At 72.3% G+C, this 22,227-nt stretch carries 17 protein-coding genes; 14 read left to right on the forward strand and 3 right to left on the reverse strand.

Features of this window, described 5'->3' with window-relative positions; translation table 11 throughout:
* Positions 1–79 precede the first annotated feature (79 nt).
* The 10 genes from ABZU32_RS20065 (at position 80) to ABZU32_RS20110 (ending at position 13,728) form a co-directional block, all read left to right on the forward strand.
* Entirely contained in the window at positions 80–1,633 is a 1,554-nt protein-coding gene (locus ABZU32_RS20065; protein WP_354924133.1) for a class I adenylate-forming enzyme family protein, read from the forward strand.
* Positions 1,630–2,607 (forward strand): NAD-dependent epimerase/dehydratase family protein, encoded by a 978-nt coding sequence (locus tag ABZU32_RS20070; RefSeq protein ID WP_354924135.1) that lies wholly within the window; start codon positions 1,630–1,632, stop codon positions 2,605–2,607. The genes ABZU32_RS20065 and ABZU32_RS20070 overlap by 4 nt, the downstream gene beginning before the upstream one ends.
* Positions 2,608–2,745: 138 nt before the next feature.
* Complete coding sequence (locus ABZU32_RS20075) at positions 2,746–3,921, forward strand: cytochrome P450 (protein WP_354924137.1); 1,176 nt, start codon at positions 2,746–2,748, stop codon at positions 3,919–3,921.
* Positions 3,922–4,221: 300 nt separating this feature from the next.
* Positions 4,222–5,631: an LCP family protein gene (locus ABZU32_RS20080; RefSeq protein WP_354924139.1), complete on the forward strand. Its 1,410-nt coding sequence runs from the start codon at positions 4,222–4,224 to the stop codon at positions 5,629–5,631.
* Positions 5,632–5,683: 52 nt separating this feature from the next.
* Positions 5,684–7,996, forward strand: coding sequence for a glycoside hydrolase family 95 protein (locus tag ABZU32_RS20085; RefSeq protein WP_354924140.1), 2,313 nt, complete (start codon positions 5,684–5,686; stop codon positions 7,994–7,996).
* A gap of 186 nt (positions 7,997–8,182) precedes the next feature.
* A complete protein-coding gene (locus ABZU32_RS20090) occupies positions 8,183–9,238 on the forward strand; it encodes an ABC transporter substrate-binding protein (protein WP_354924142.1) in 1,056 nt (351 codons plus the stop codon).
* Positions 9,239–9,425: 187 nt separating this feature from the next.
* Positions 9,426–10,271, forward strand: coding sequence for an ABC transporter ATP-binding protein (locus ABZU32_RS20095; RefSeq protein ID WP_354851586.1), 846 nt, complete (start codon positions 9,426–9,428; stop codon positions 10,269–10,271).
* Complete coding sequence (locus tag ABZU32_RS20100) at positions 10,268–11,125, forward strand: ABC transporter permease (protein WP_354924144.1); 858 nt, start codon at positions 10,268–10,270, stop codon at positions 11,123–11,125. The genes ABZU32_RS20095 and ABZU32_RS20100 overlap by 4 nt, the downstream gene beginning before the upstream one ends.
* A complete protein-coding gene (locus ABZU32_RS20105; RefSeq protein ID WP_354851592.1) occupies positions 11,125–11,532 on the forward strand; it encodes an Rrf2 family transcriptional regulator in 408 nt (135 codons plus the stop codon). The genes ABZU32_RS20100 and ABZU32_RS20105 overlap by 1 nt, the downstream gene beginning before the upstream one ends.
* Positions 11,533–11,994: 462 nt before the next feature.
* Entirely contained in the window at positions 11,995–13,728 is a 1,734-nt protein-coding gene (locus ABZU32_RS20110) for a serine/threonine-protein kinase (protein WP_354924146.1), read from the forward strand.
* Between the two features lie 48 nt (positions 13,729–13,776).
* Here ABZU32_RS20110 and ABZU32_RS20115 read toward each other — a convergent pair whose 3' ends face one another.
* Positions 13,777–15,711: an amino acid transporter gene (locus ABZU32_RS20115; protein WP_354924148.1), complete on the reverse strand. Its 1,935-nt coding sequence runs from the start codon at positions 15,709–15,711 to the stop codon at positions 13,777–13,779.
* 392 nt (positions 15,712–16,103) lie between these two features.
* On the opposite strand from ABZU32_RS20115, the gene ABZU32_RS20120 reads away from it, so the two are divergent.
* Together ABZU32_RS20120 and ABZU32_RS20125 are read left to right on the forward strand one after the other, a co-directional pair.
* The gene (locus ABZU32_RS20120) at positions 16,104–17,060 is read left to right on the forward strand and encodes an ATP-binding protein (RefSeq protein ID WP_354924150.1); all 957 of its coding nucleotides are present in this window, start codon (positions 16,104–16,106) and stop codon (positions 17,058–17,060) included.
* Positions 17,061–17,333: 273 nt separating this feature from the next.
* Positions 17,334–17,720, forward strand: coding sequence for an SCO5389 family protein (locus ABZU32_RS20125; protein WP_354924152.1), 387 nt, complete (start codon positions 17,334–17,336; stop codon positions 17,718–17,720).
* Positions 17,721–17,975: 255 nt separating this feature from the next.
* Here ABZU32_RS20125 and ABZU32_RS20130 read toward each other — a convergent pair whose 3' ends face one another.
* Positions 17,976–18,917 carry a LysR family transcriptional regulator gene (locus ABZU32_RS20130; protein WP_354851607.1) on the reverse strand — a complete coding sequence of 314 codons (942 nt, stop codon included), beginning with the start codon at positions 18,915–18,917 and terminating at the stop codon, positions 17,976–17,978.
* Positions 18,918–19,014: 97 nt separating this feature from the next.
* Between ABZU32_RS20130 and ABZU32_RS20135 the strand changes: the two genes are divergently transcribed.
* Positions 19,015–20,289, forward strand: a complete 1,275-nt coding sequence (locus ABZU32_RS20135) for a pyridoxal phosphate-dependent aminotransferase (protein ID WP_354924154.1) — start codon at positions 19,015–19,017, stop codon at positions 20,287–20,289.
* A gap of 52 nt (positions 20,290–20,341) precedes the next feature.
* The gene (locus ABZU32_RS20140) at positions 20,342–21,097 is read left to right on the forward strand and encodes a GNAT family protein (protein ID WP_354851700.1); all 756 of its coding nucleotides are present in this window, start codon (positions 20,342–20,344) and stop codon (positions 21,095–21,097) included.
* Positions 21,098–21,519: 422 nt separating this feature from the next.
* Here the strand turns inward: ABZU32_RS20140 and ABZU32_RS20145 are convergent, their stop codons facing one another.
* A complete protein-coding gene (locus ABZU32_RS20145; RefSeq protein WP_354851612.1) occupies positions 21,520–22,008 on the reverse strand; it encodes a hypothetical protein in 489 nt (162 codons plus the stop codon).
* Positions 22,009–22,227 lie beyond the last annotated feature (219 nt).

A 22,227-nucleotide genomic window follows, 5' to 3' on the forward strand; every position in this document is an offset into this window, starting at 1 on the left:
GGACGGCGGCGACTTCGCACGGACACCATCCCGGTGACACCGGCCCCGCCGGCGACCTCCCGACGAGGCGGGTGCCCGCGTGAACGACGTTGTCACCGGCGTCCTCGAGACCGCCCGGCGCGCTCCCGGCGGTGTCGCGGTCATCGACGGGCGTGGCGCGACGCTGACGTACGGCGAACTCCGGCGCCGGGTCCTCGCCGTCGCGGGGGCCATGACCGGGCTCCGGCCGGGCGACGGGGTGCTCTTCGCGGCGCGTCCGGGCCCCGATGCCGTGGCGCTCGCCCTCGGCGCGGTGGCGGCCGGAGGGATGTTGGTCCTCGCCGACCCCGGCCTCGCCCCCGACGTGGCCGCCGCGCGGCTGGCCACCGCCGTGCCGGCATGGGTGGTCGCCGACTCGGTGGCATACACGCTGAGCGGGCCCCTGCGTGCTCTGGCCCGTCATCGCGGGCTGTCGCTGCCGCACCTGCGCGACCCCGCCCCTGGCCGTCCGGTGCGCCATCTGTACGCCGGCCCGTGGCTCCCCGGCGTCCCCCGCGACGCCATACCACTGCGCGCCGTGTACCGCGCCTCTTCGCCTCACCCTGCGCCGCTGGAGGGAGCCGGCCCGTTCGAGGACCCGGGCCCTCCCGGCCGCGACGGTCCGGCCGCGCGGCCGGACCAGCCGGCCGTGGTGGCGTTCACCTCGGGCACGACGGGACGGCCGCGCGGCGTCGTCCATACCCGGGGGTCGCTCGCCGAAGGGTCCGCGTCGTTCGGCTCGGCGGTCCCGCTGGCCCCCGGCGACGTCGTGCACACCGACCAGCTCATGCTGGGCCTGCCCGCCCTCATGGCCGGCGCCACCTGGTCGCTGCCCGGCGCACGGCCGTTCGCCCGCGAGCTGGCCGAGCGGGGCGCCACCCACGCCTTCTGCGTCCCGGTGCGGCTGGACCGCATCCTGCGGGAGGACGACCGGCTTCCCGGCACCCTGCGCTGTCTGCTGCTCGGCACGGCCCCCTCCCCGCCCGCCGTACTGCGCCGCGCCCGCGCCGCGGCCCCGCGCGCCCAGATCTGGTCGGTGTACGCGATGACCGAGGCCCTGCCCATCGCGATCGTCTCCGCCGAGGAGAAACTGGCCTGCCGGGAGGGCGACCTGCTGGGCGCGCCGCTCCCCGGCGTCGCCGCGCGGATCGCCGCCGACGGGGAACTGTACATCTCAGGACCGCAGCTCGCCCGCGGGTACCTCGGTGAACCGCCGCTGCGAGAGGTGGCCACCGGAGACCTGGCCCGCCTCGACGAACAGGGCCGGCTCATCCTGCTCGGCCGCAAGAAGGACATGATCCTGCGGAACGGGGTGAACATCTACCCGGGCCTGTACGAGCCGGCGCTGGCCGCGCTGCCCGGCGTGGCGGAGGCGGCCATCGTGGGCGTCGCCGACCCCGAGACCGGTGACGAGGAGGTCGTGCTCGCCGTCCGCCCCGACGAGGGCTTCGACGCGGCGGCGCTGCGCCGTGCCCTTCCGGACCGGGTGGACGCCGGGGCGCTGCCCGACCGGGTGGAGGTACTGCCCGACTTCCCCCGCGCGGGCCGGACGGACAAGCTCGACCGCGCCCGCCTGCGCGCGGCGGTCGCGAGACACACCGGCGGCGGTCGATGAGGATGGCGGTCACCGGGGCGTCGGGATTCGTGGGCGGGGCGGTGTGCAGGGCCGCGACGGCGGCGGGATGGGAGGTCCACGCCTTCGGCCGCCGCTCCCACGTGCCCATGAGGATGACGGGCGCGGTGCCGGGCGGTCACCGGGGAGCGGCCGTGTCACCGCCGTCCACGGGCACCATGGCGCCGTACCGTTCGTGGGACATCACCGGGGCGCCGCCCGATGAGCTGCCCGAGGTGGACGCGGTGGTGCACTGCGCGGGCAGCGTGACCGACTGGGGCCCGGCCCGGGAGTTCTTCGAGGTGAACGCCCGGGGCACGCTGCGGGTCCTGCGGGCCTTCCCCGGCGCCCGGTTCGTCCACGTCAGCACCGCCAGCGTGTACGACCCGTTCCGGCCGACCGTGATGGCGCGCGAGGACGAGTGCCGGGCCGCGCGGCACGTCAACGCCTACGGCGCCTCCAAGGCGCTGGCCGAGCGGCTGGTGCGGGACTCGGCGGTGGTGCTGCGGCCGCACGCCGTCTACGGCCCCGGCGACCGCACGCTGCTGCCCCGGCTGCTCGGCGCGGTCCGGGGCGGCCGTCTGTGGGCCGTCGGGGACGGACATCAGCGCATCAGCCTGACCTCGGTGGAGAACCTGGCCCAGGCGTGCGTGCTCGCCGCCGCCGGTCCGGTGGCGGCGGGGGTGTTCAACGTGACCGACGCCGAGCCGGTCGTGCTGGACGACGCCCTGCGGTGGTTCCTGCGAGAGCGGGGCGTCACGGCGCGCCCGGCGTACCTGCCCGCCGCCGTCGCCCGGCCTCTGGCGGCCGCCGCCGAGACCGCCTTCCGCGTGCTGGGACGCCCGGACCCGCCGCGCCTCACCCGGTACGCCGCCGGCCATCTCGCCGTGGAGCGCACGCTGGACATCACCGCGGCCCGCGAGCGCCTCGGATACCGTCCTTCTCCGACGTCCTTCCGCGGAGCGGCGCACTGGTGAACCCGCTGGCCGTGGCCCAGTGGATCACAATCTGTCATGACAAGTATTGACAATGGGCATTGCGGGATCGATGCGCAAATGCGACGGTCGAGATGACCGTTCGCGATGGGGAAGCGAACCGACCAGAGGGGCGCCACCGTGTCAGATCTCCCGCAGATGCCGTTCCAGCGCCGCCACAAGCTCGACGTGCCGCCGACGTACCGCGAACTACGGGAGCACGCGCCGATCACCAGGGTCCGCACGCCGGTCGGTGACGAGGTGTGGCTGGTCACCGGCTACGAGGACGTCCGCCGGATGTTCGCCGACGACCGCCTCGGCCGCTCGCACCCCGACCCCGCCTCGGCGGCCAGGGTGTCGGGATCGGTGATGCTCGGCGGCCCGATGGGCGAGTTCGACACCGAGAAGCAGGAGCACCAGAGGATGCGCAAGCTCCTGGCGCCCGCGTTCTCGGCGCGCCGGATGAAGGCGCTGTCCGGCCACGTCCAGGAGCTGGTCGGCGGCCTGCTCGACGAGATGGCGCGCAACGCGCCTCCGCTGGACCTGCACGAGCACCTGTCCTTCCCGCTGCCGGTGCTGGTCATCTGCGAGCTGCTCGGCGTGCCGTTCGAGGACCGCCACCTGTTCCGGGCGCTGTCGGACGGCATGGCCATCACCACCGACCCCGCGGCGTCCTCGGCGGCGATGGAGAAGTTCTCCGCCTACATCCTGGAACTGGTGGAGCACAAGCGCAGGCACCCCTCCGAGGACGTGCTGTCGGACCTGGCCGGGATGGACGCCGACGACACCGAGATCGCCAGACTGGGGGCCGGCCTGCTGTTCGCCGGGCACGAGACGACGCTCAACCGCATCGACTACGGGGTGGTGTTCCTGCTCAGCGACCTCGCCCAGCGCGACGCCCTCGCGGCCGACCCCTCGCTCGCGCCCGCCGCGGTCGAGGAGATCCTGCGCATGACCTCCCCGTCCGACCACGGCCTGCCGCGGTACGCCAAGACCGACATCCAGTACGGCGAGGTGACCATCCGCGCGGGGGAGGCGGTCGTGCTCATCCCCTCGGCGGCCAACCGCGACGAGGGCGTCTTCGCCGACCCCGACGTCTTCGACATCCGGCGCGAGACCTCCGAGCCGCACGTCGCCTTCGGCTACGGCCAGCACTACTGCATCGGCGCCAACCTGGCCCGGGTCGAGTTGACCGAGGTGTTCCGCGCCCTTTTCCAGAGGTTCCCGACGATGGAGCTGGCGGTGCCGGTGGAGGAGCTGCGCACCCGCACGGACCGTCTGACCGGTGGCCTGCTGGAGGTCCCCGTCACCTGGTGACCGCCCGCCGGCCGGCGGAACGCCGGTCCGGCGGTGACCCGCGACCGCTTCGCACGACCGGCGCACGGCCCGGTCGCGCGAAGCGCCTCCGTCGCACCCCCGCCTAACGGCCGTTCCGGTCGAGGCAGCCGGCGCGCGACCAGCGAAACGCGGTTTCCGCCCGATGGTCGCCGTTTCGTCCCGCGGCCACCGGAAGATCTTTCCGGTGTGTCGCGGGCTTACACGGACGTGCCGCCACTCTCCGTTACTAATCTGTTATCGATTACCGACGGAGTGGGAGTTTCGGAAGGCGCGATGCCGATGAGAGGCGATCGGGGTTCCCTGCGGCTGAGCGGGGCGCTCGGGCTCACCCTCGCGGCGGCCCTGGTGTGGGGCCTGGCCCACCTGCTCGCAGGCCGGCGCGCGGCCGGCGCGGCGCTGCTCGCGGCGCAGGTCCTGCTGGTGGCGGGCCTGACGGCGGCGGCCACGGCGCTGCGCCCCGAGGTGCTCGCGCTCGTGGCGCGGCCCGGCCGGCTGGCGGCCCTCGCCGTCGCGGCGGTGCTGCTCGGCCTCGCCTGGGCGACGGTGATCGTCTCGTCCTACCGGCTCGTCCGGCCCCCGGGGCTCGGCGGCCCGGGACGCTCGCTCGGGCGGGCCGCGGTGGGCGTGATGTGCGCCGCCGCCCTGCTGCCCACCCTCTACGCCGCGCGGCTGGCGTACGTGGGCCGCGACGTGGTGACCACGGTGTTCGCCCCGCGCGGCGCCGCCTCCGCCGATCCGTGGCAGGGCAGGTACCGGGTGAACGTCCTGCTGCTCGGAGCGGACGCGGCGGCCCGGCGTCCGGGAGCGCGCACCGACAGCATGTCGGTGGCGGCCATCGACACAAGGACGGGCAGGACGGTGCTGTTCAGCCTGCCGCGCAACCTGCAGCACGTGCCCATGCCCGAGGGGCCGGCGCGGCGGATGTTCCCCGGCGGCTTCGCCGGCGACGGCACGCTCAACCATCCCGGCCTGCTCAACGAGGTGTACCAGTGGGCCGAGGACCACCCGGAGTCGGTGCCGGGCGTCCCGGCGGGACGGCGCGGGCCCGACCTGCTCAAGCGCACGATCGGCGGCATCCTCGGCCTTCCGATCGACTACTACGCGATGGTCGACATGAAGGGCTTCGCGCGGATAATCGACGCGACCGGCGGCGTCAGGGTGACCGTCAAGAACGACATCCCGTACGGCCTCGCGGGCGGCGTGCTGCGGGCCGGCACCCGCAGGCTGAGCGGCGCGGAGGCCCTGTGGTTCGGCAGGTCCCGGTCGGACGGCGACGACTACGTCCGCATGGGGCGTCAGCGGTGCCTGCTGGACGCGGTCGCCCGGCAGGCGGACCCGTTCACGGTGATCAGGAGCTTCGGCCGGCTCGCTGATGCGGCAAAGCGCTACATATCCACAGATATACCTCAAGAATCGCTTCCAGCGTTTATGACCCTTTCTCGCAGGATAAAGGACGCCCCTCTGGAGAGCGTGCAATTCGTTCCGCCGCTGATCGACACGGCCGCCCCCGACTGGGCGCTGATCAGGGAGAAGGTCTCCGAGACGACCGGGGTGCCGCTGCCCGCCTCCACCCGCACGCGGCGAGGCGCCCCCGGCGACCCGGCGGCGAGCGGGTCGCGCGCCTCAGCGACCCCGTCCGTCATATCGTCACAAACGGAACAAACGTCACCTAACGCTTCTTGTAACTGAATCTTATAAATCTCGTTAGGATTCACTCGATCACCACGCTGATCGGGGAGACATGCAGAGCCTGTGGTACGACCGGCCCGCCGACGGGCCGGATGAGCACGACGCGTGGGAACGGCAGGCGCTGCCCATCGGCAACGGCAGGCTGGGCGCGATGGTGTTCGGCCGGCTCGGCTCCGAGCGGCTCGCCCTCAACGAGAGCACCCTGTGGACCGGCGGCCCGGGGTCCAAGGACGCCGGGCCCGGCGGCTACCGGTCCGGCGACTGGCCCGCCCCCCGACCGGGCGTCCTGGCCGAGGTCAGGCGGCGCCTGGCCGAACACGGCCGCCTCGACCCGGTGGAGGCCGCCCACCTGCTCGGCAACCCCGCCGGCCTGGACGGCCGCATCCCCGGCTTCGGCGCCTACCAGCCCTTCGGCGACCTGCTGCTCGACATCGCCTCTCCCGGCGGCGACGTGTCGGACTACCGCAGGGAGCTGGACCTGACGACGGCGGTCGCCACCGTTCGCTACACCGCCGGCGAGGTGCGCTTCACGCGCGAGCACTTCGCCAGTCACCCCGCCCAGGCGGTCGTCGTCCGCCTGGCCGCCGACCGTCCCGGCCACATCTCGCTGACCGTGCGCCTGGCCCCGGGTCCGCTGACCGCGCCGCCGGAGTACGCCGCGGCGGGGGGCCGGCTGACGCTGCGCGGGACGCTGGAGGACAACGGGCTGCGCTACGAGGGCCAGGTCCAGGTGATCGCGGAGGGCGGCGCCCGGACCGACGAGCCCGGCGCGGTCGCCGTCCGGGGGGCCGACGCGGTCACGCTGGTCTTCTCGGCGGGCACCGACTACGCCTGCGCCCACCCCGGCTACCGCGGGGCGCCTCCCGGCGCGGCGGTCACCGCGCACGTGGACCGCGCGAGCGCCCGCCCGTACGGCGAGCTGCGCGCCGAGCACGTCGCCGACCACCGCGGGTTGTTCGACCGCGTCCGGCTCGACATCGGGGGCGGCGCGGCGGGCTGCCCGCCGCCGACCGACCGGGCGCTCGCGGCGTACGGCCGGGGCGGGCCCGGCGACCGTGCGCTGGAGGCGCTGCTGTTCGCCTACGGCCGCTACCTGCTCATCGCCTCCTCCCGGGAGGACTCGCCGCTGCCGGCCGGCCTCCAGGGCCTGTGGAACGACAGCCCCGCCCCGCCCTGGAACGGCGACTGGCACACCAACGTCAACGTGCAGATGAACTACTGGCCGGCCGAGGTGACCGCGCTGAGCGAGTGCGCCGCCCCGCTGACGCGCTTCGTCGACGCGCTGCGCGTCCCCGGCAGGGTCACCGCGGCGACCATGTTCGGCTCCCCGGGCTGGGTGGTCCACTCCAGCACCAACCCCTTCGGGTTCACCGGCGTGCACGACTGGCCGACCGCGTTCTGGTTCCCCGAGGCGGCCGCGTGGCTCGCCCAGCACGTCTACGAGCGCTACCTGTTCGGCGGCGACCTCGCCTACCTGCGCGACCACGCCTACCCCCTGCTCAGCGAGACCGCCGAGTTCTGGCTGGAGAACCTGGTCGAGGACAGCGGCCTGGTGGTCTCACCCGGTCACTCCCCCGAGCACGGGCCCTTCTCGGCCGGCCCCGCCGTCTCCCAGCAGATCGTGTGGGACCTGCTGGCCAACACCGCCGAGGCCGCCGACCAGCTCGGCATCGAGCCGGGCTACCGCGTGCTCAAGGCGCTGGGCGAGCTGGACGAGGGCCTGCGCATCGGGCCCTACGGCCAGTTGCAGGAATGGCGGGACGACTGGGACGACCCCGAGGACACCCACCGGCACCTGTCCCACCTGTTCGCCCTGCACCCGGGCCGCCGCATCCACCCGTGCACGGAGTTCGGCGAGGCGGCGCGGGTGGCGCTGGAGCACCGGGGCGACGCGGGGCCGGGCTGGAGCAGGGCCTGGAAGATCAACCTCTGGGCGCGGCTGCTGGACGGCGACCGGGCGCACCACCTGCTGGCCGAGCAGCTGCGGCACAGCACGCATCCGAACCTGTGGAGCACGCATCCGCCGTTCCAGATCGACGGCAACCTCGGGACGACGGCCGGCGTCGCCGAGATGCTCCTGCAGAGCCACCTCGGGGTGATCGACGTGCTGCCCGCGCCGCCCTCGGCGTGGCCGGACGGCTCCTTCGACGGGCTGCGCGCCCGGGGCGGCCACACGGTGGGCGCCACCTGGCGGGACGGTGAGCTGGTGGAGGTGCGCGTCCTGGCCGGCCATGACGGTGAGGTGCGGCTGCGCAACCCGGCGTTCCTGAACGGTTGCCGCACGCGCGTGCCCTGCGCCGTCGAGGGCGACACCGCCGCCTTCCAGGCGAGCGCCGGCCACGCCTACCGCCTCGCCATCGGCTGACCGGCCTCTCAGCCCCCTCGCAGACATAACGGCATATTTCGTCATATGGGCTGGTAGAGGCCACCGGCCAGGGACACGAAGCGATAACGACAGGCGTCCGAAACCCCGCTCCCGCTTGACATGTGGCTCCGCATGTCGTGTTATGACACCTAACCGACTTATTAAGTAGGAATTAGGGAGAGGTCAATGAGGGTTCGCAGGCTACGAGGGATGGCGGCCGTGGTGGCCGCGGTCGCGGTGACCGCCCTCGCGGCTGCCTGCGGAGGGGATGGGGGATCCTCCGGCGGCGACGCTGCCAAGACCGAGGTCCGCCTCGGCTTCTTTCCGAACATCACGCACTCCACGGCCCTGGTCGGGGTCAAGAAGGGCCTGTTCGCCAAGGCTCTGGGCTCGAACGTCACGCTGAAGACGGCGACCTTCAACGCCGGCCCCGCCGCGACCGAGGCGATCTTCTCGGACGCGGTGGACGCCACCTACATCGGGCCGAACCCGGCGATCAACGCCTGGTCCAAGTCCAAGGGCCAGGCCATCAAGATCGTCGCCGGCTCGGCCTCCGGCGGCGTGTACCTCGTCGTCAAGCCCACCATCAACGACGTCGCCGGCCTCAAGGGCAAGAAGATCGCCACGCCGCAGCTCGGCAACACCCAGGACGTGGCGCTGCGCTACTGGCTTCAGGAGAAGGGGCTGAAGACCGACACCAAGGGCGGCGGCGACGTCTCGATCGTCCCGCAGGAGAACTCCCAGACCCTGCAGACCTTCGCCACCGGCGACATCGACGGCGCGTGGGTGCCCGAACCGTTCGCCAGCCGCCTGGTGCTCGAGAGCAAGGGCAAGATCCTGGTCAACGAGTCCGACCTGTGGCCGGACAAGAAGTTCGTGATCACCCACCTGATCGTCCGGCAGCAGTTCCTCAAGGAGCACCCCGACCTGGTCAAGAAGCTGATCGAGGGGCACGTCGAGTCGACCGCCTACATCAACTCCGACCCGGCGGGCGCCAAGGAGGCGATCAACGCCGAGCTTCAGGACCTCACCGGTAAGCCGCTGAAGCCCGAGGTGCTGGACAGCGCCTTCAAGAACATCACCTTCACCAACGACCCGATCGCCTCCTCCCTGGTCACCAGCGCCGACCACGCGCAGAAGGTCGGGCTGCTGGACCCGGTGGACCTCAACGGCATCTACGACCTCAAGATCCTCAACGAGGTGCTCGCCGCCAAGGGCCAGCAGGCGGTGAACGACAAGTGACCGCGCCCGCCCTCACGGGCGGGCACCCCGCTCATCACGCTCAGCACGGCCCGTCCGGCCCCCGCGGCCGGGCGGGCCGGCCGCCCCGCTCCACCGGCGCCCCCGGACGGACGGGCACCGCAGGTCGAAACAGCCCAAACGGCGCCGACGGCCACCGGCCGGCGGGGGCGCCGGGTGAGGAGTCGAAGTGACAGCTCCGAGCAGGGAGCTGCGCTCCAGCCGGGTCGACGGGCACGAGCCCGCGGTCCGGCTGGACGCGGTCTCCAAGGTGTACGGCAGGGAGTTGCTCGCCCTGGACCGCGTCACGCTGTCGGTGGGCAAAGGCGAGTTCGCCTGCCTGCTCGGCGCGTCCGGTTGCGGCAAGAGCACGCTGCTCAACCTGGTCGCCGGGCTCGACCGCCCGACGGCCGGGACGATCGACACCGGCGGCGCGCGCATCGCGATGATGTTCCAGGAGCCGGCCCTGTTCCCGTGGCTCACGGTCTCGTCCAACATCGAGCTGGCCCTGCGGGTGACCGGCACCGCCCGGAACACCACCAAGAAGGAACGCCGCGCGCGAGCCGCCGAGCTGCTGGAGACGGTCCACCTGGCCGGCTTCGGCGGCAAGCGGCCGCACGAGCTGTCCGGCGGCATGCGCCAGCGGGTCGCCCTCGCCAGGGCCCTCGCCCAGCGGGCCGACGTGCTGCTCATGGACGAGCCGTTCGGCGCGCTGGACGCGATGACCCGCGACCTGCTCCACGACGAGCTGGAGCGCATCTGGCGCGAGCGGGGACTGACCGTCCTGTTCGTGACGCACAACGTGCGCGAGGCCGTCCGACTCGGCGACCGGGTGGTCCTGCTGAGCAGCCGGCCGGGAACCGTCATCGAGGACTACGCCGTCACCCTGCCGCGCCCGCGCCGCACCGACTCCGGCGAGGTCGCCGGTCTGGCCTCCACCATCACCGACCGGCTCCGCCAGGAGGTGCTGCGCCACGCCAGACCGGCGCAGGCGGTGTCCGCGGCCGGCGCCGTCCCCGCGGGAGCCGACCGATGACCGCCGACCTCTCCCAGCACCTCGCCGGACTGGACGCGCTCGAGCTGTCGGGCAAGGAGCGGCGCGGCGTCGCCGCGCGCGTCTGGTCACGGGCATGGCCGATGATCGCGGCGATCTTCCTGGTCTTCGCCATCTGGGAGGTGGTGGTGCTCAGCGGCTGGCGTCCCGAGTACGTCCTCCCCGGCCCCATCACCGTCCTCGGCGAGCTCGGGCACCGCCTCGGCGACGGCGACTTCTACCAGGCCGTCGCGGTGACCATGCGCCGCGCCATCTTCGGGTTCGCGGTCGCCGTCCTTGTGGGGCTGGTGGTCGGCGCGGCGGTGTCCCGGGTGCGCCCGCTGCGCGCGGCGTTCGGCTCGCTGATCACCGGCCTGCAGACCATGCCGTCCATCGCGTGGTTCCCGCTGGCGATCCTGCTGTTCAAGCTGAGCGAGAGCGCCATCCTGTTCGTGGTCGTGCTCGGCGCCGCGCCGTCCATCGCCAACGGGCTGATCGCCGGCGTCGACTACACCCCGCCCATTCTGCTGCGCGCCGGGCACATCCTCGGCCTGCGGCGGCTGGCGCTGTACCGGCACGTCATCCTGCCCGCCTCGCTGCCCTCGTTCCTGTCGGGCCTCAAGCAGGGCTGGGCGTTCGCGTGGCGGTCCCTCATGGCCGGCGAGCTGCTGGTCATCATCGCGCACCAGACCTCGATCGGCGAGCAGCTCGACAACGCACGTGAACTGTCCGACGCACCCGGTCTCCTCGCGACGATGATCGTGATCCTGGTCATCGGCATCGTCGTGGACATGTGCTTCGGTGCGGCCGACAACGCTCTCAGGCGCCGCTGGGGGCTCGACCAGCCGGTCGGCTGATGCGGATCTCCGCCAGGACGCAGTACGCCCTCCGCGCCGCCGCGGAGCTCGCGGCCGCTCCTCCCGGCCCGGTGCCGGCCGAACGGATCGCGAGCTCCCAGGACATCCCCCGCAGGTTCCTGGACAACATCCTGCTCCAGCTGCGGCGCGCGGGGCTCATCGAGAGCCAGCGGGGTCCCGAGGGCGGGTACTGGCTCGCCCGGCCGGCCACCGAGATCACGCTGGCCGACGTCATCCTCGTCGTCGAGGGGGTGCCCTCCCACAGCGAGCGGTTCCCCGGGGTCGCGGGGCCGCTCGCCGAGGTCTGGTCCGCGCTGCGCACCTTCGAGAACGAGACGCTCACCGAGATCACCCTCGCCCACATCGCCACCGGCTCCCTCCCACCCCTCACCGCCCCACCTGTCTGAAAGCGTCGTTCCCGGCGACCCGACCACCGCGTCCGCGCGCTGAGGCGCGTGAACAGCGTCCGTCCGGAGGCGGCCGGACCCCATCAAGCCGCACCGGAGCTCTGCCCAGCCGACGGAGGTCCGGGCCGTTTCGTCTTCACCGGCCCAGTGGTGGTGTCGAGCCACTCGTGGCCAGGGGGCACGGAGTCCCGGCCATGGGGTCTTTCACCGCCACGTTCACGGCTCCCAGGCTGGACGGCCACCCGTTCGCGTACCTGTTCGCGCCGTCGGCATACCCGGACCCTTTCGACCGCGTCCCGCCAGACCACTCGCCGGCACGGTGAACCGAGCGGGACGGCGCGGCGGTGGGCGCCGGCGACCTTCATGCGGGACGGCGTTGTTGGAGCGCGGCGGTGGCGGCAACTGTGGAAGACTTCCCGTCTGCTGACTTCTCGCTCTATCGCCCGCGAAGGGGCATTTTGGATGGGAACACCTGGGCAACTGGTGGTGAAGCGGTACCGGCTGGTGCGAGCCCTCGGGCAGGGCGGCATGGGAATGGTGTGGGAGGGGCACGACACGCTCCTCGACCGGCCGGTCGCCGTCAAGGAGGTCCTGGTCCCGCCCAGGCTCGACTCCCGCCAGCGGCTCCAGATGCTCCACCGGACCTCACGCGAGGCCCGCACGGCGGCGCGGCTCAACCACCGCACCATCGTGGGCGTCTACGACGTGGCCGAGGAGGAGGGGCACCCCTGGATCATCATGGAGCTCGTCCCGTCCCGCTCCCTGGACCGCGTCCTCGGCAGCGAAGGGCCGCTCTCGGTGCCCCGGGCCGCGACGATCGCGAGCGAGGTGCTCACGGCCCTGTCGCTCGCGCACGCCGCCGGCGTCGTCCACCGTGACGTGAAACCGGCGAACATCCTGATCGGCTACGACGGCCGGGTGGTGCTCAGCGACTTCGGCATCGCCACCTCGCTCGGCGACCCGTACGCGCAGCGCAGCGGCACCATAGGGTCGCCCGGTTTCGTCGCGCCCGAGCGCCTCGACGGCGCGCCCGCCGCCCCGGAGGGTGACCTGTGGTCGCTGGGCGCCACGCTGTTCGCGACCGTCGTCGGCCGCCCGCCGTTCGAGAACTCCATGGGGCCGCTCGCCTCGCTGCTCACCCAGGACGCCGAACTGGCCCGGGTGCCCGTCGAACTGCGCCCGGTGCTCGCCGGCCTGCTGGCCAAGGACCCGGCGAAGCGGATGAGCGCGTCGGCGGCGAAGGCCCTGCTGGAGCCGCTCCGCTCACCGGCGGCGACGCCCGCCGCGACCGCTCCGAGACTGGCCGGCCACACCAAGCTGCTGGCCGGCGTGGCGGCGGCCGTGGTGATCGCGAGCGCCGTCGGCGGGTGGGCGATGCTGCGCCCGCCGGACACCACGTCCTCCGGACGGGACGGCGTGCCGTCCACGGAGGCTCCCACGTCGAGCACGCTGTCCACCCGCGCGGCCGCCCCCGCGACGGCGTCACCGGCCCCGGACCGGTTGCGGATGAAGTGGTACGACGCGGACGCGGGCTGGAGGGCCGGCGTGCCGCGCGGCTGGCGACTGTCCGTACAGGACGGCCGGCACACCTGGGCGGCGCCGACGGGCACCGCCTATCTGGGCGTGGAGGTCGTCGATGCCCATGGGCGGGACCCGCTGGACCTGCTCACCGAGGTCGAGACGTCCCTGTCCGGGTCGGTGCGCAAGTACCGCAGGATCCGCCTGGAGAAGCTTCCCACCACCCCGGCGACACCGGCGAGCTTCACACGATCCTCCCCCGCCACCACATCGCCGACACCGGGAGCACCCACGACGCCGGGAGCACCGACGACACCGAGGACACCCACCACGCCCGGAGCATCGGCGACACCGAGGACACCCACCACGCCCGGAGCATCGGCGACGCCGCCGACACCGGCCGACGGCGGCACACCCGGAGTCACCTTGGCCGTGCGCAAGGGCTCCGCTCCCGCCAAGGGCGTGGTCGTCGCGGAATGGGAGAGCACCTGGACCGGCCCCGGATACCACTCATGGGCCGTCAAGGGCGTCCCGTACCACGAGCTGCAGCGGATGATCATCTCTGGCGGCCGGATCAGCGTCATCGACTGGGTGACCACCCGCACCGAGTGGGACCGCCTCGAACCCACCCACGACGCCGTGCTGAAGTACTACCACCCCCCAACCCCCCACCCCTGACGCCCCACCCACCGGCTCCCCGACAGGCGACCGAGGTGGATCCGGGGGTCAGCCGACGTGGACCGGAGGACGGCGGGTGTCGTCGGGTTCGGCTTGGCGGAGGACCTCGCGGGTGAGGGGGGCGACGTCGCCGCCGCCGAAGACCAGGTAGCGCAGGAGTGCGGCGATCGGGTTGCCCTCGGACCAGTGGAAGTAGACGTGCGGCAGCTTGTCCGTCTCGTCGCGGATGTGCAGCAGGACGGCCGCGATCGTGTTCGGGACCGTCGCGGCCTCGACCGTGAGGATCTTGTAGCCGTGGCGCTCCTCGCCCCGCACGCACAGCTCGGAGTGGAACTCCGAGGCGTCCTCGATGGTGACCTCCAGGAAGAGCAGGGGCTCGTCGTCGGGGAGGTGGTTGTTGCGGCGGGTCTCGTGGTCCTTGTCGGCGTACTCCTGCCGGTCGCGGGCGTCGGGCTCGTTGGCGATGATGCGGATCTTCCCGGGCACGTCGATGAGGCGCTTGGCCTCCTCGTCCAGTTCGATGGCGCTGACCCGCAGCTCGGTGGAGCGGGTGGCCCGGGAGATGAGCGAGGTGACGATGATGGCCAGCACGAAGAAGAACGCGATCTTCAACCCGTCGGGGCGCTCGATGATGTTGGCGATCGCGGTGTAGGCGAGGATCAGCGCGACCACGCCGAAACCGACGGTCCTGCGGAGATGGCGCTTCTGCCAGCAGGACAGCGTCACCGCGACGGCGGCCGAGAGGATCAGCGCCAGCACGCCCGTGGCGTACGCGCCGCCCTGCTCTTCGACGCCGGCGTCGAAGAAGACGGTGATGGCGAAGGCGATGGCCGTGAACACCAGCACGAGGGGCCGAACGGCCCTCGTCCAGTCGGGGGCCATGCCGTAGCGGGGAAGATAGCGCGGCACGATGTTGAGCAGGCCGGCCATGGCCGACGCCCCGGCGAACCACAGGATGGCCATCGTGCTCAGGTCGTACACGGTGCCGAACAGGTCGCCGAGATAGGTGTGGGCGAGGTAGGCGAGCGCCCGCCCGCTGGCCTTTCCGCCCTCGTGGAACTCCTTGGCCGGGATGAGCACGCTGGTGGCGAAGCTGCTGGCGATGAGGAACACGCTCATGATGAGCGCGGCGGTGGTGAGCAGCAGTTTGGCGCCCTTGACGCGCTGCGCCAGGTCGCCCTTGACCAGCGGCATCACCGCGACGCCGGTCTCGAAGCCCGACAGGCCGAGCGCGAGCTTGGGCATCACGAACAGCGAGACGGCGATCATGGCGAGCGGCCCTGAGTGCTCGGTGACCAGAGCCTGCCGCCAGTCGCCCACCAGGGCGGGGTGGGCCACCGCCTGCGCGACGGCCGTGACCACCACCACGACGTTCAGCGCGAGGTAGACCGCGACGAGCACGACCGCCAGGCCGATGGCCTCACTGAAGCCGCCGAGGAACACCACGCCGAGCAGGGCGATGAGCAGCAGTGTGATCGGGACCTTCCACCCCTCCAAGAAGTCGGGGACGAAAGGATTCTGCAGGAGGTGGGCCGTCGCGTCGGCGGCCGACAGCGTGATGGTGACGACGAAGGCCGTGGCGACGAACCCGAGCAGGAACAGCACGAGCAGCTTGCCCCGCCACCCGGGCAGCAGGCCCTCGAGCATGGACAGCGAGCCGAGGCCGTTGGGGCTCTCGGCGGCCACCGCGCGATAGGTGGGCAGGGCGCCGAACAGCGTGAGCGCGACGAGCAGCAGCGTGGCGACGGGGGACAACGCGCCGGCGGCCAGCGCGGCGATGCCCGGCTGGTAGCCGAGGGTCGAGAAGTAGTCGACACCGGTGAGGCACATGACCTGCCACCAGTGGTGCTGCTCGTGCGGCGCCGGCTCGGCGTGGTGACCGACGGACTTGCGGTCGGACTGCAGAAGCCCGTGCAACAGCCAGGCACGAAGCTTGTCGTCGGCGCGTTCGTCGGACGCCGGCGGAGTCGAAGTGGCCGCCACCCGTATCACCCTCTCAGTGCTTGGACGACAGGAACCCTACTCAACGCGCGCCGCCCTCAGCCCACCGAATCCACCGGCTGTGGACAGAGAACGTCTTCCCGCGGCTTTTCTCGGACAGAAAGGGCGAACAGCAACCGCGCTTGTGGACAACGCACCGGCCGGCCGCCGGGGACAAGGGACGCTTGCCCGACCGCCGCCCACAGGTTGTGGACGGCCGCCGCGCCGGCCGGGCCAGGACTGCCCGGCGGGCCTCGGACAAGCCTCGGGCAGGGCAAGAGCAGGTGAAAGACGAGCCGGAGGAGCCGGAAGCCGACGAGGAGAGCCGGTGCGGCGTGGCATGATGAGGCCGCCGGTACTTGCAATGGTTTTCATAACCAGATTGGATTTCCCGCATGAGAGTCGCCTTCGTCGGCAAGGGCGGCAGCGGCAAGACCACGCTGTCGTCGCTCTTCGCCCGCTACGTCGCACGACAGGGCGGCCCCGTGGTCGCCATCGACGCCGACATCAACCAGCACCTCGGCCTGGTCCTGGGCCTGGACCCGGCCGCGCTGCCCGAGCCGCTGGGCGTCCACATCGGCGAGATCAAGGAGTACCTGCGCGGCGAGAATCCGCTGATCGCCTCCGCCGGCTCCATGGTCAAGACGACTCCGCCCGGCCGCGGGTCGCGCCTGGTCGGTCTCGACGACCCCTTCTTCGCCGACCGGTTCACCACCGCCGTCCAGGGGTTCGGCCTCATGGTCACCGGCCCCTTCAGCGAGGACGACCTCGGCGTCGCCTGCTACCACTCCAAGGTCGGCGCGGTCGAGCTCTTCCTCAACCATCTGGTCGACGGCCGCGACGAATACGTCATCGTCGACATGACCGCCGGCGGCGACTCCTTCGCCTCGGGCATGTTCACCCGGTTCGACATGACCTTCCTGGTGGCCGAGCCCACCCGGCAGGGCGTCAGCGTCTACCGCCAGTACCGCGACCACGCCCGCGACTTCGACGTGCCCATCACGGTGGTCGGCAACAAGGTCCACTCCGCGGCCGACGTCGCCTTCCTCCAGGAGCAGGTGGGCGAGGACCTATTGGTGTGCCTGGAGCACTCGCCGGCCGTCCGCGCCATGGAGCAGGGCCGCGCGTTCACCCTGGAGGACCTGGAGCCGGCCAACCGGCAGGCCCTCGTGACGCTCCTCGCGCGCGTACAGGCGCAGGAGAAGGACTGGGAGAGGTTCGGCCGGCAGACCATCGAGTTCCACGTCCGCAACGCCGAAGCCTGGGCGAACCGCGCCACCGGGGAAGACCTGCGCAAGCAGATCGACCACGGCTTCGTCTTCGGCGAGCGCCCCACCGTCCCCGCCGGATGACACCGCACGACGCCGCACGACGCCGCACGACGCCGCACGACGCCGGACAACGCCGGACGACGCCGGACGACGCCGGACGACGCCGGACGACGCCGGACGACGCCGGACGAGCCTGCACGAGGCTGTGAGGCCGCGATGCCGGAACTCCGGACGACGCCGGACGACCCCCGCGGCGGCACGCGCCGCCCATGTGACCGTCCCCCCACCGCCACCTGGAGCCGGTCCGACCTGACGCCTGACGTCGGACCCGCCCATCTCGAGAGGAGAACCCGCATGTCGCTGACCGTTCCGAACGAGCTCGTCGACCAGGCCCGCGCGGGCGACGTGGACGACGAGGCGTTCCTCGCCTGCGTCCGCGACTCGCTCCCGTACGCCTGGTCCCTGATCACCGGGCTGGTCCGGGAACGCGAGCAGAGCGGCGCCGAGTTCGCCGACAACCTCACGCCGCCGCCGGACGAGGCGGCGCGGGGCCAGCTGCTGCGCTGCTTGGCGAGCGACGCGATGCGCGGCGCGCTCGAACGGCACTTCGGGGTGCGGCTCGCCTTCCAGAACTGCCACCGCGTCGCGGTCTTCGACCCCGCGGCCGAGAAGGCGCACGCGCAGTTCGTCACCGCCCGCGCGCAGATCCTCAACCAGCGGCCCGACCTGGTCGACTGCTGACCTGAGGCGCGGCGGCGGCCCGGCCTCCGGCCCCGCCTGCCCCGCCGTCCTCGCCCCGCCCGGTCCCGCACCGGCCGGTCCCGCACCGCCACGGCGGCCGCGCCCGCTAGTGCGCTGCCCACGAACGTTCACCGGCTCCGGCGCCGTAGCAGGCGCCGGCATCGCCGTACCACGACCCGCCGACCCGGCGCCGATCACTGCGGCACATGGCCGGGGGTGGAGAGCCGCGCCCGGTGAACGCATGTGGTCACCGCACTAGTCGGTGGAGGACCGGACGGGCGCGAGGTCGGCGGCGAGGTAGCGGGCCGCCACGTGCAGGGCTCGCAGCGTCGCGGCGACCGACGGACGGTTGACGCTCGCCGTCCTGACGACGGCCCGCACCTCCCGGGTGACCGGGTTGCCGGGTATCTCGCGCACCGCGACGCCCCGCACTCCGGCGGCCAGGGCCAGCGCCGGCACCGCGGCGATGCCGATGCCCTTGGCGACCAGGCTGAGGATGGTGCCGAGCCCTTCGAACTCCCAAGGCACAGGCAGGGCGCCTCCGACGTCCGACAGCAGGCGGTCCACCGCCATCCGCGACGGTTCTCCGTCGGGGGTGGCCATCCACGGCTCGTCGCGCAGGGTCAGCATGTCGACCGGGACCGACGGGTCGGCCATCCGGTGCCGGCGGGGCACGACGAGCACGATGGGGTCGTGCAGCAGCGGCAGCACGCGCAAGGTGTCGGTGCCACGCGAACGCATGCCGCCGTACCAGTCGTCCACGAGCGCGATGTCCGCCTCTCCCGCCTCGACCTCCCTGATGCCGCGGCCGGACCGGCCCTGGCGCAGCCGCAGCGACAGTGCGGTGTGCCGGCGCAGCGACCGCACGAGGACCGGGGCGAAGGCGACGGCCGCCGTGGGGAAGGCGGTCACGACCACGCGCCCCGAGGGCGTGGCGGCATGGGCCGACAGGTCGGACTCGGCGGTCTCCACCATGGCGAGGATGCGTTCGGCGTGCTCGACGAGCCGGTACCCGGCCTCCGTGAGTTCGGCGCTGCGGGATGTGCGGTCCAACAGCGCCGAACCCGACTCGCGTTCCAGGGTCGCGAGCTGCTGCGACACCGCCGAGGCGCTGTAGCCGAGCGCCGCCGCCGTGGCGGCGATGCTGCCCCTGCGCGCGAACTCGCGGAGCAGGGACAGCCGCCGTAAGTCGAGCATCGGTTCTCCTTGTGCTCACCACCGAAAAGCCTCGCTTGTGCCGATGGGTGTACCCGTTCAAGCTGGGCAGGTCCCCAGACACCAGGAGGTTATGACGATGAATGTCACGCTTTCAGCAACCCTGGCAGCTAATGAGGACATCGCCCGAAGACGCCGCGCCGGAGAACGGGTTCTCAACCTGGCCTTCGGCGAGGCGGGCCTCCCCGTCCACCCGGCATTGCGCGAGCGCCTCGAGGCGGCCTCGCGGGAGAACGGTTACGGGCCGGTCGCCGGCGCGGCGGCCCTGCGCGAGGCGGCGGCCGGCTACTGGGAGCGCCGCGGGCTTCCCACCGATCCCGACCTGGTGGTCTGTGGCCCGGGCAGCAAGCCGCTGCTGTACGCCCTGCTGCTGGCGATCGGCGGCGACATCGTCCTGCCGATGCCGAGCTGGGTGAGCTACGCGGCCCAGACCGGTCTGGCCGGCGTGCAGCCGATCATGGTTCCGGCGCCCTCCGGCGAGGGGGGGACGCCCGATCCCGAGCAGGTGGCCGCGGCGGTCTCACGGGCGCGCGCCCGGGGACGCACGGTCGGCTCGGTGCTGGTGACGCTGCCCGACAACCCGACCGGCAGGCTCGCGACCCCGCGAACCGTGCGCCGCCTGGCCCAGGTCGCCCGCGAGTTGGACCTCACGATCATCTCCGACGAGATCTACCGCGACCTCGTCCACGATCCCGATGCCGAATTTCTCAGCCCGGCGGACGTCGCGCCCGAGCGCACCGTGGTCACCAGCGGGCTGAGCAAGAGCCTCGCCCTCGGCGGGTGGCGCATCGGCGTGGCGCGGCTGCCCTCGTGGCCGCTCCGGGAGGCGATGCTCGCCGTGGCCTCGGAGATCTGGTCCAGCCCGGCCGCCCCGGTGCAGCACGCCGCGGCCTACGCCTACACCGAACCGCCGGAGCTGGTCGAGCGGGTGGCCGCGAGCAGGAGGCTGCACGGCATCGTGGCCCGCGCGGTGGCCGGCCGCTTCACGCGGGCGGGCGCCATCGTGGCCGAGCCCCAGGGCGGCTTCTACCTGTATCCCGACCTCACTCCGCTCGGACGGTTCGGCACCTCAGGCGAGCTGGCCACCGGCCTGCTCGAACGGCACGGCGTGGGCGTCCTGCCCGGCTCCGCCTTCGGCGACCGGCCCGCCGACCTGAGCGTCCGGGTCGCCACGAGCCTGCTGTACGGCGAGGACGAGGAGCGGCGGCTGGCCGCGCTCAACAGCCCGGAACCGCTCGAACTGCCGTGGGTGGCGGCCGCCCTTTCGCACCTTGACGGCGCCCTCGCGGCGCTCACTCCGAGGGGGTGTCCGGCGGCCTGGCCGCCCGCCTCGCTGGCACCGGCGGCACCCTGATCGGCATTACCGAACCTTTACCGTCGACCAGCACCGGAACAGTGCGGTGATCATGGCTCTGACCTGCGCCTTTACCCTCATGATCACCGCTTTCCTGGACGCTCACCTAGAAGTTCCATCCGATTTGGCGCAGAGTCTGCAATGGAGCCCTCATCATGTGCTCATGCCCGCTTTTGTCACCCTGTCCGGGCGCTCCGTGCGCCTGGAACCACTCAGCCTCGCGGTGGTCGACGACCTGGTCGCCGCGGCGAGTGAAGACCGTTCCACCTACGCCTTCACTCGGGTTCCCGCCAGTCGGGAAGAGATGACCTCGTACGTCGAGGCCGCTCAGGCTGAGCAGGCGGAGGGCCGCACCATGCCCTTCGCCATCCGGTGGCTGCACACCGACAGAGTCGTCGGTGCCACCCGTCTCATGCACCTGGAGTACTGGCAGGGACCCCTGCCCTGGCCTCCGGGCACGCGAGGCGTGGTGGGCGAGGTCCCGTCCGTGGCGGACATCGGTTACACCTGGCTGGCCGCATCGGCCCAGGGCACCAGCGTGAACCGGGAGAGCAAGTACCTGATGCTCTCGCTCGCCTTCGAGACCTGGCAGGTCCACCGCATCACCCTCAAGGCAGACGTACGCAACCTGCGTTCCCGGGCCGCCATCGAGGCCCTCGGCGCACACCTGGACGGTGTGCGGCGGGCGGACAGCCGAGGCGCCGACGACACGGTCCGAGATACCGCGTACTACTCCATCCTGGCCGGTGAATGGCCGGTGGTTCGAGAACGGATGCACGCGAGACTCGGTCTCGTGGAAGCCGCGTGAGCTCCCCGTCCCTTCGATGAACCCATGGAACGCGCAGCCCGCCCGGTAGCCTCCCCGGCCACTGGGCGGGCTGTGTGTTTCCCCCCGCTTCCCCCGTGTACTGCGAGCTCCCCCTGCTCTCCGGGCCTCCCCGGCACCACCCCCGTGTCTCCGGCTCCCCGGCGCACCCCCCGCCCGGCTCCCCGGCACTTCCCCCGTGTCTCCGGCTCCCCGGCGCACCCCCCGTGCGACCCGGCTCCCCGGCACTTCCCCCGTGTCCTCCGGGTCTCCCCGGTGAATAACGCCCCAGGAGGTCTCACTTCCCCCGTTCAACCCCCTGGGGCGTCCCCTGTGGTGCTCCCGCGGCGCGTCCCCAACGTGCCGCGGGCTCGCCGCGCGGATCAGGCCGTGGCCTCATCCGGCGGACGCCTCGGTGGCCTGGATCACTCGTCGCCGTCGCTCTCGTAGACGTAGTTCCAGCGGCCGCAGTACTTCTTCGCGGCGTGGTGGTTGTCCCAGTAGCAGACGCGGACCGAGATGTTGTCGACGTCGTCGGAGGAGAAGTGGAAGTAGCGGGACCCGCTGGAGCCGCACTTCTTGGCCCAGTACGTCGAGTCGTCGCCGTCCTCGTTCTCGAACTTGACCTGGACGTAGCCGCAGAGCCAGCCCGGCGAGGACTTGTCGTACAGCCGGCCCTCGACGTGGAAGTCGCCGTCCTCGTCCTCGTAGACGGTGCCGCGGGCCTTGGCGCGGGAGCCGTTGAAGTACTTGGAGTAGTAGTAGCCCCAGTCGTCGTCGAAGTCGTAGCTGGAGGCGGAGGCCGTCTTCGTGGCGGTCGCCGCGGAGGCGGAGGTGGCGAGGGCGGGGAGGCCCACCGCGATGACGGCGGAGGCTGCGGCCAGGCCCAGGACGTTGCGGATCGAGCGGTGCATTGCGGTTCTCCTATTGCGGGTTCCCCCGTGTGCTTGGTGCTTCGGGGCTTATGACCAAATTGATAGAACCCATCGCCTGCAGGGCGCTTACAACGGCCTTACCTCCGCCTGCAAGGCACTTGCCCGGCTCCTGCCGGATCCCGGTTCCCCTGACCCGGATCCGGCGGCGGTGCCGCCGCCGCCCGTGACCGCCCCCCTTCGGTGGGCCGCGTTCGACGT

Source organism: Sphaerisporangium sp. NPDC005288 (assembly GCF_040607475.1).
GTDB classification, from domain to species: domain Bacteria; phylum Actinomycetota; class Actinomycetes; order Streptosporangiales; family Streptosporangiaceae; genus Sphaerisporangium; species Sphaerisporangium rhizosphaerae.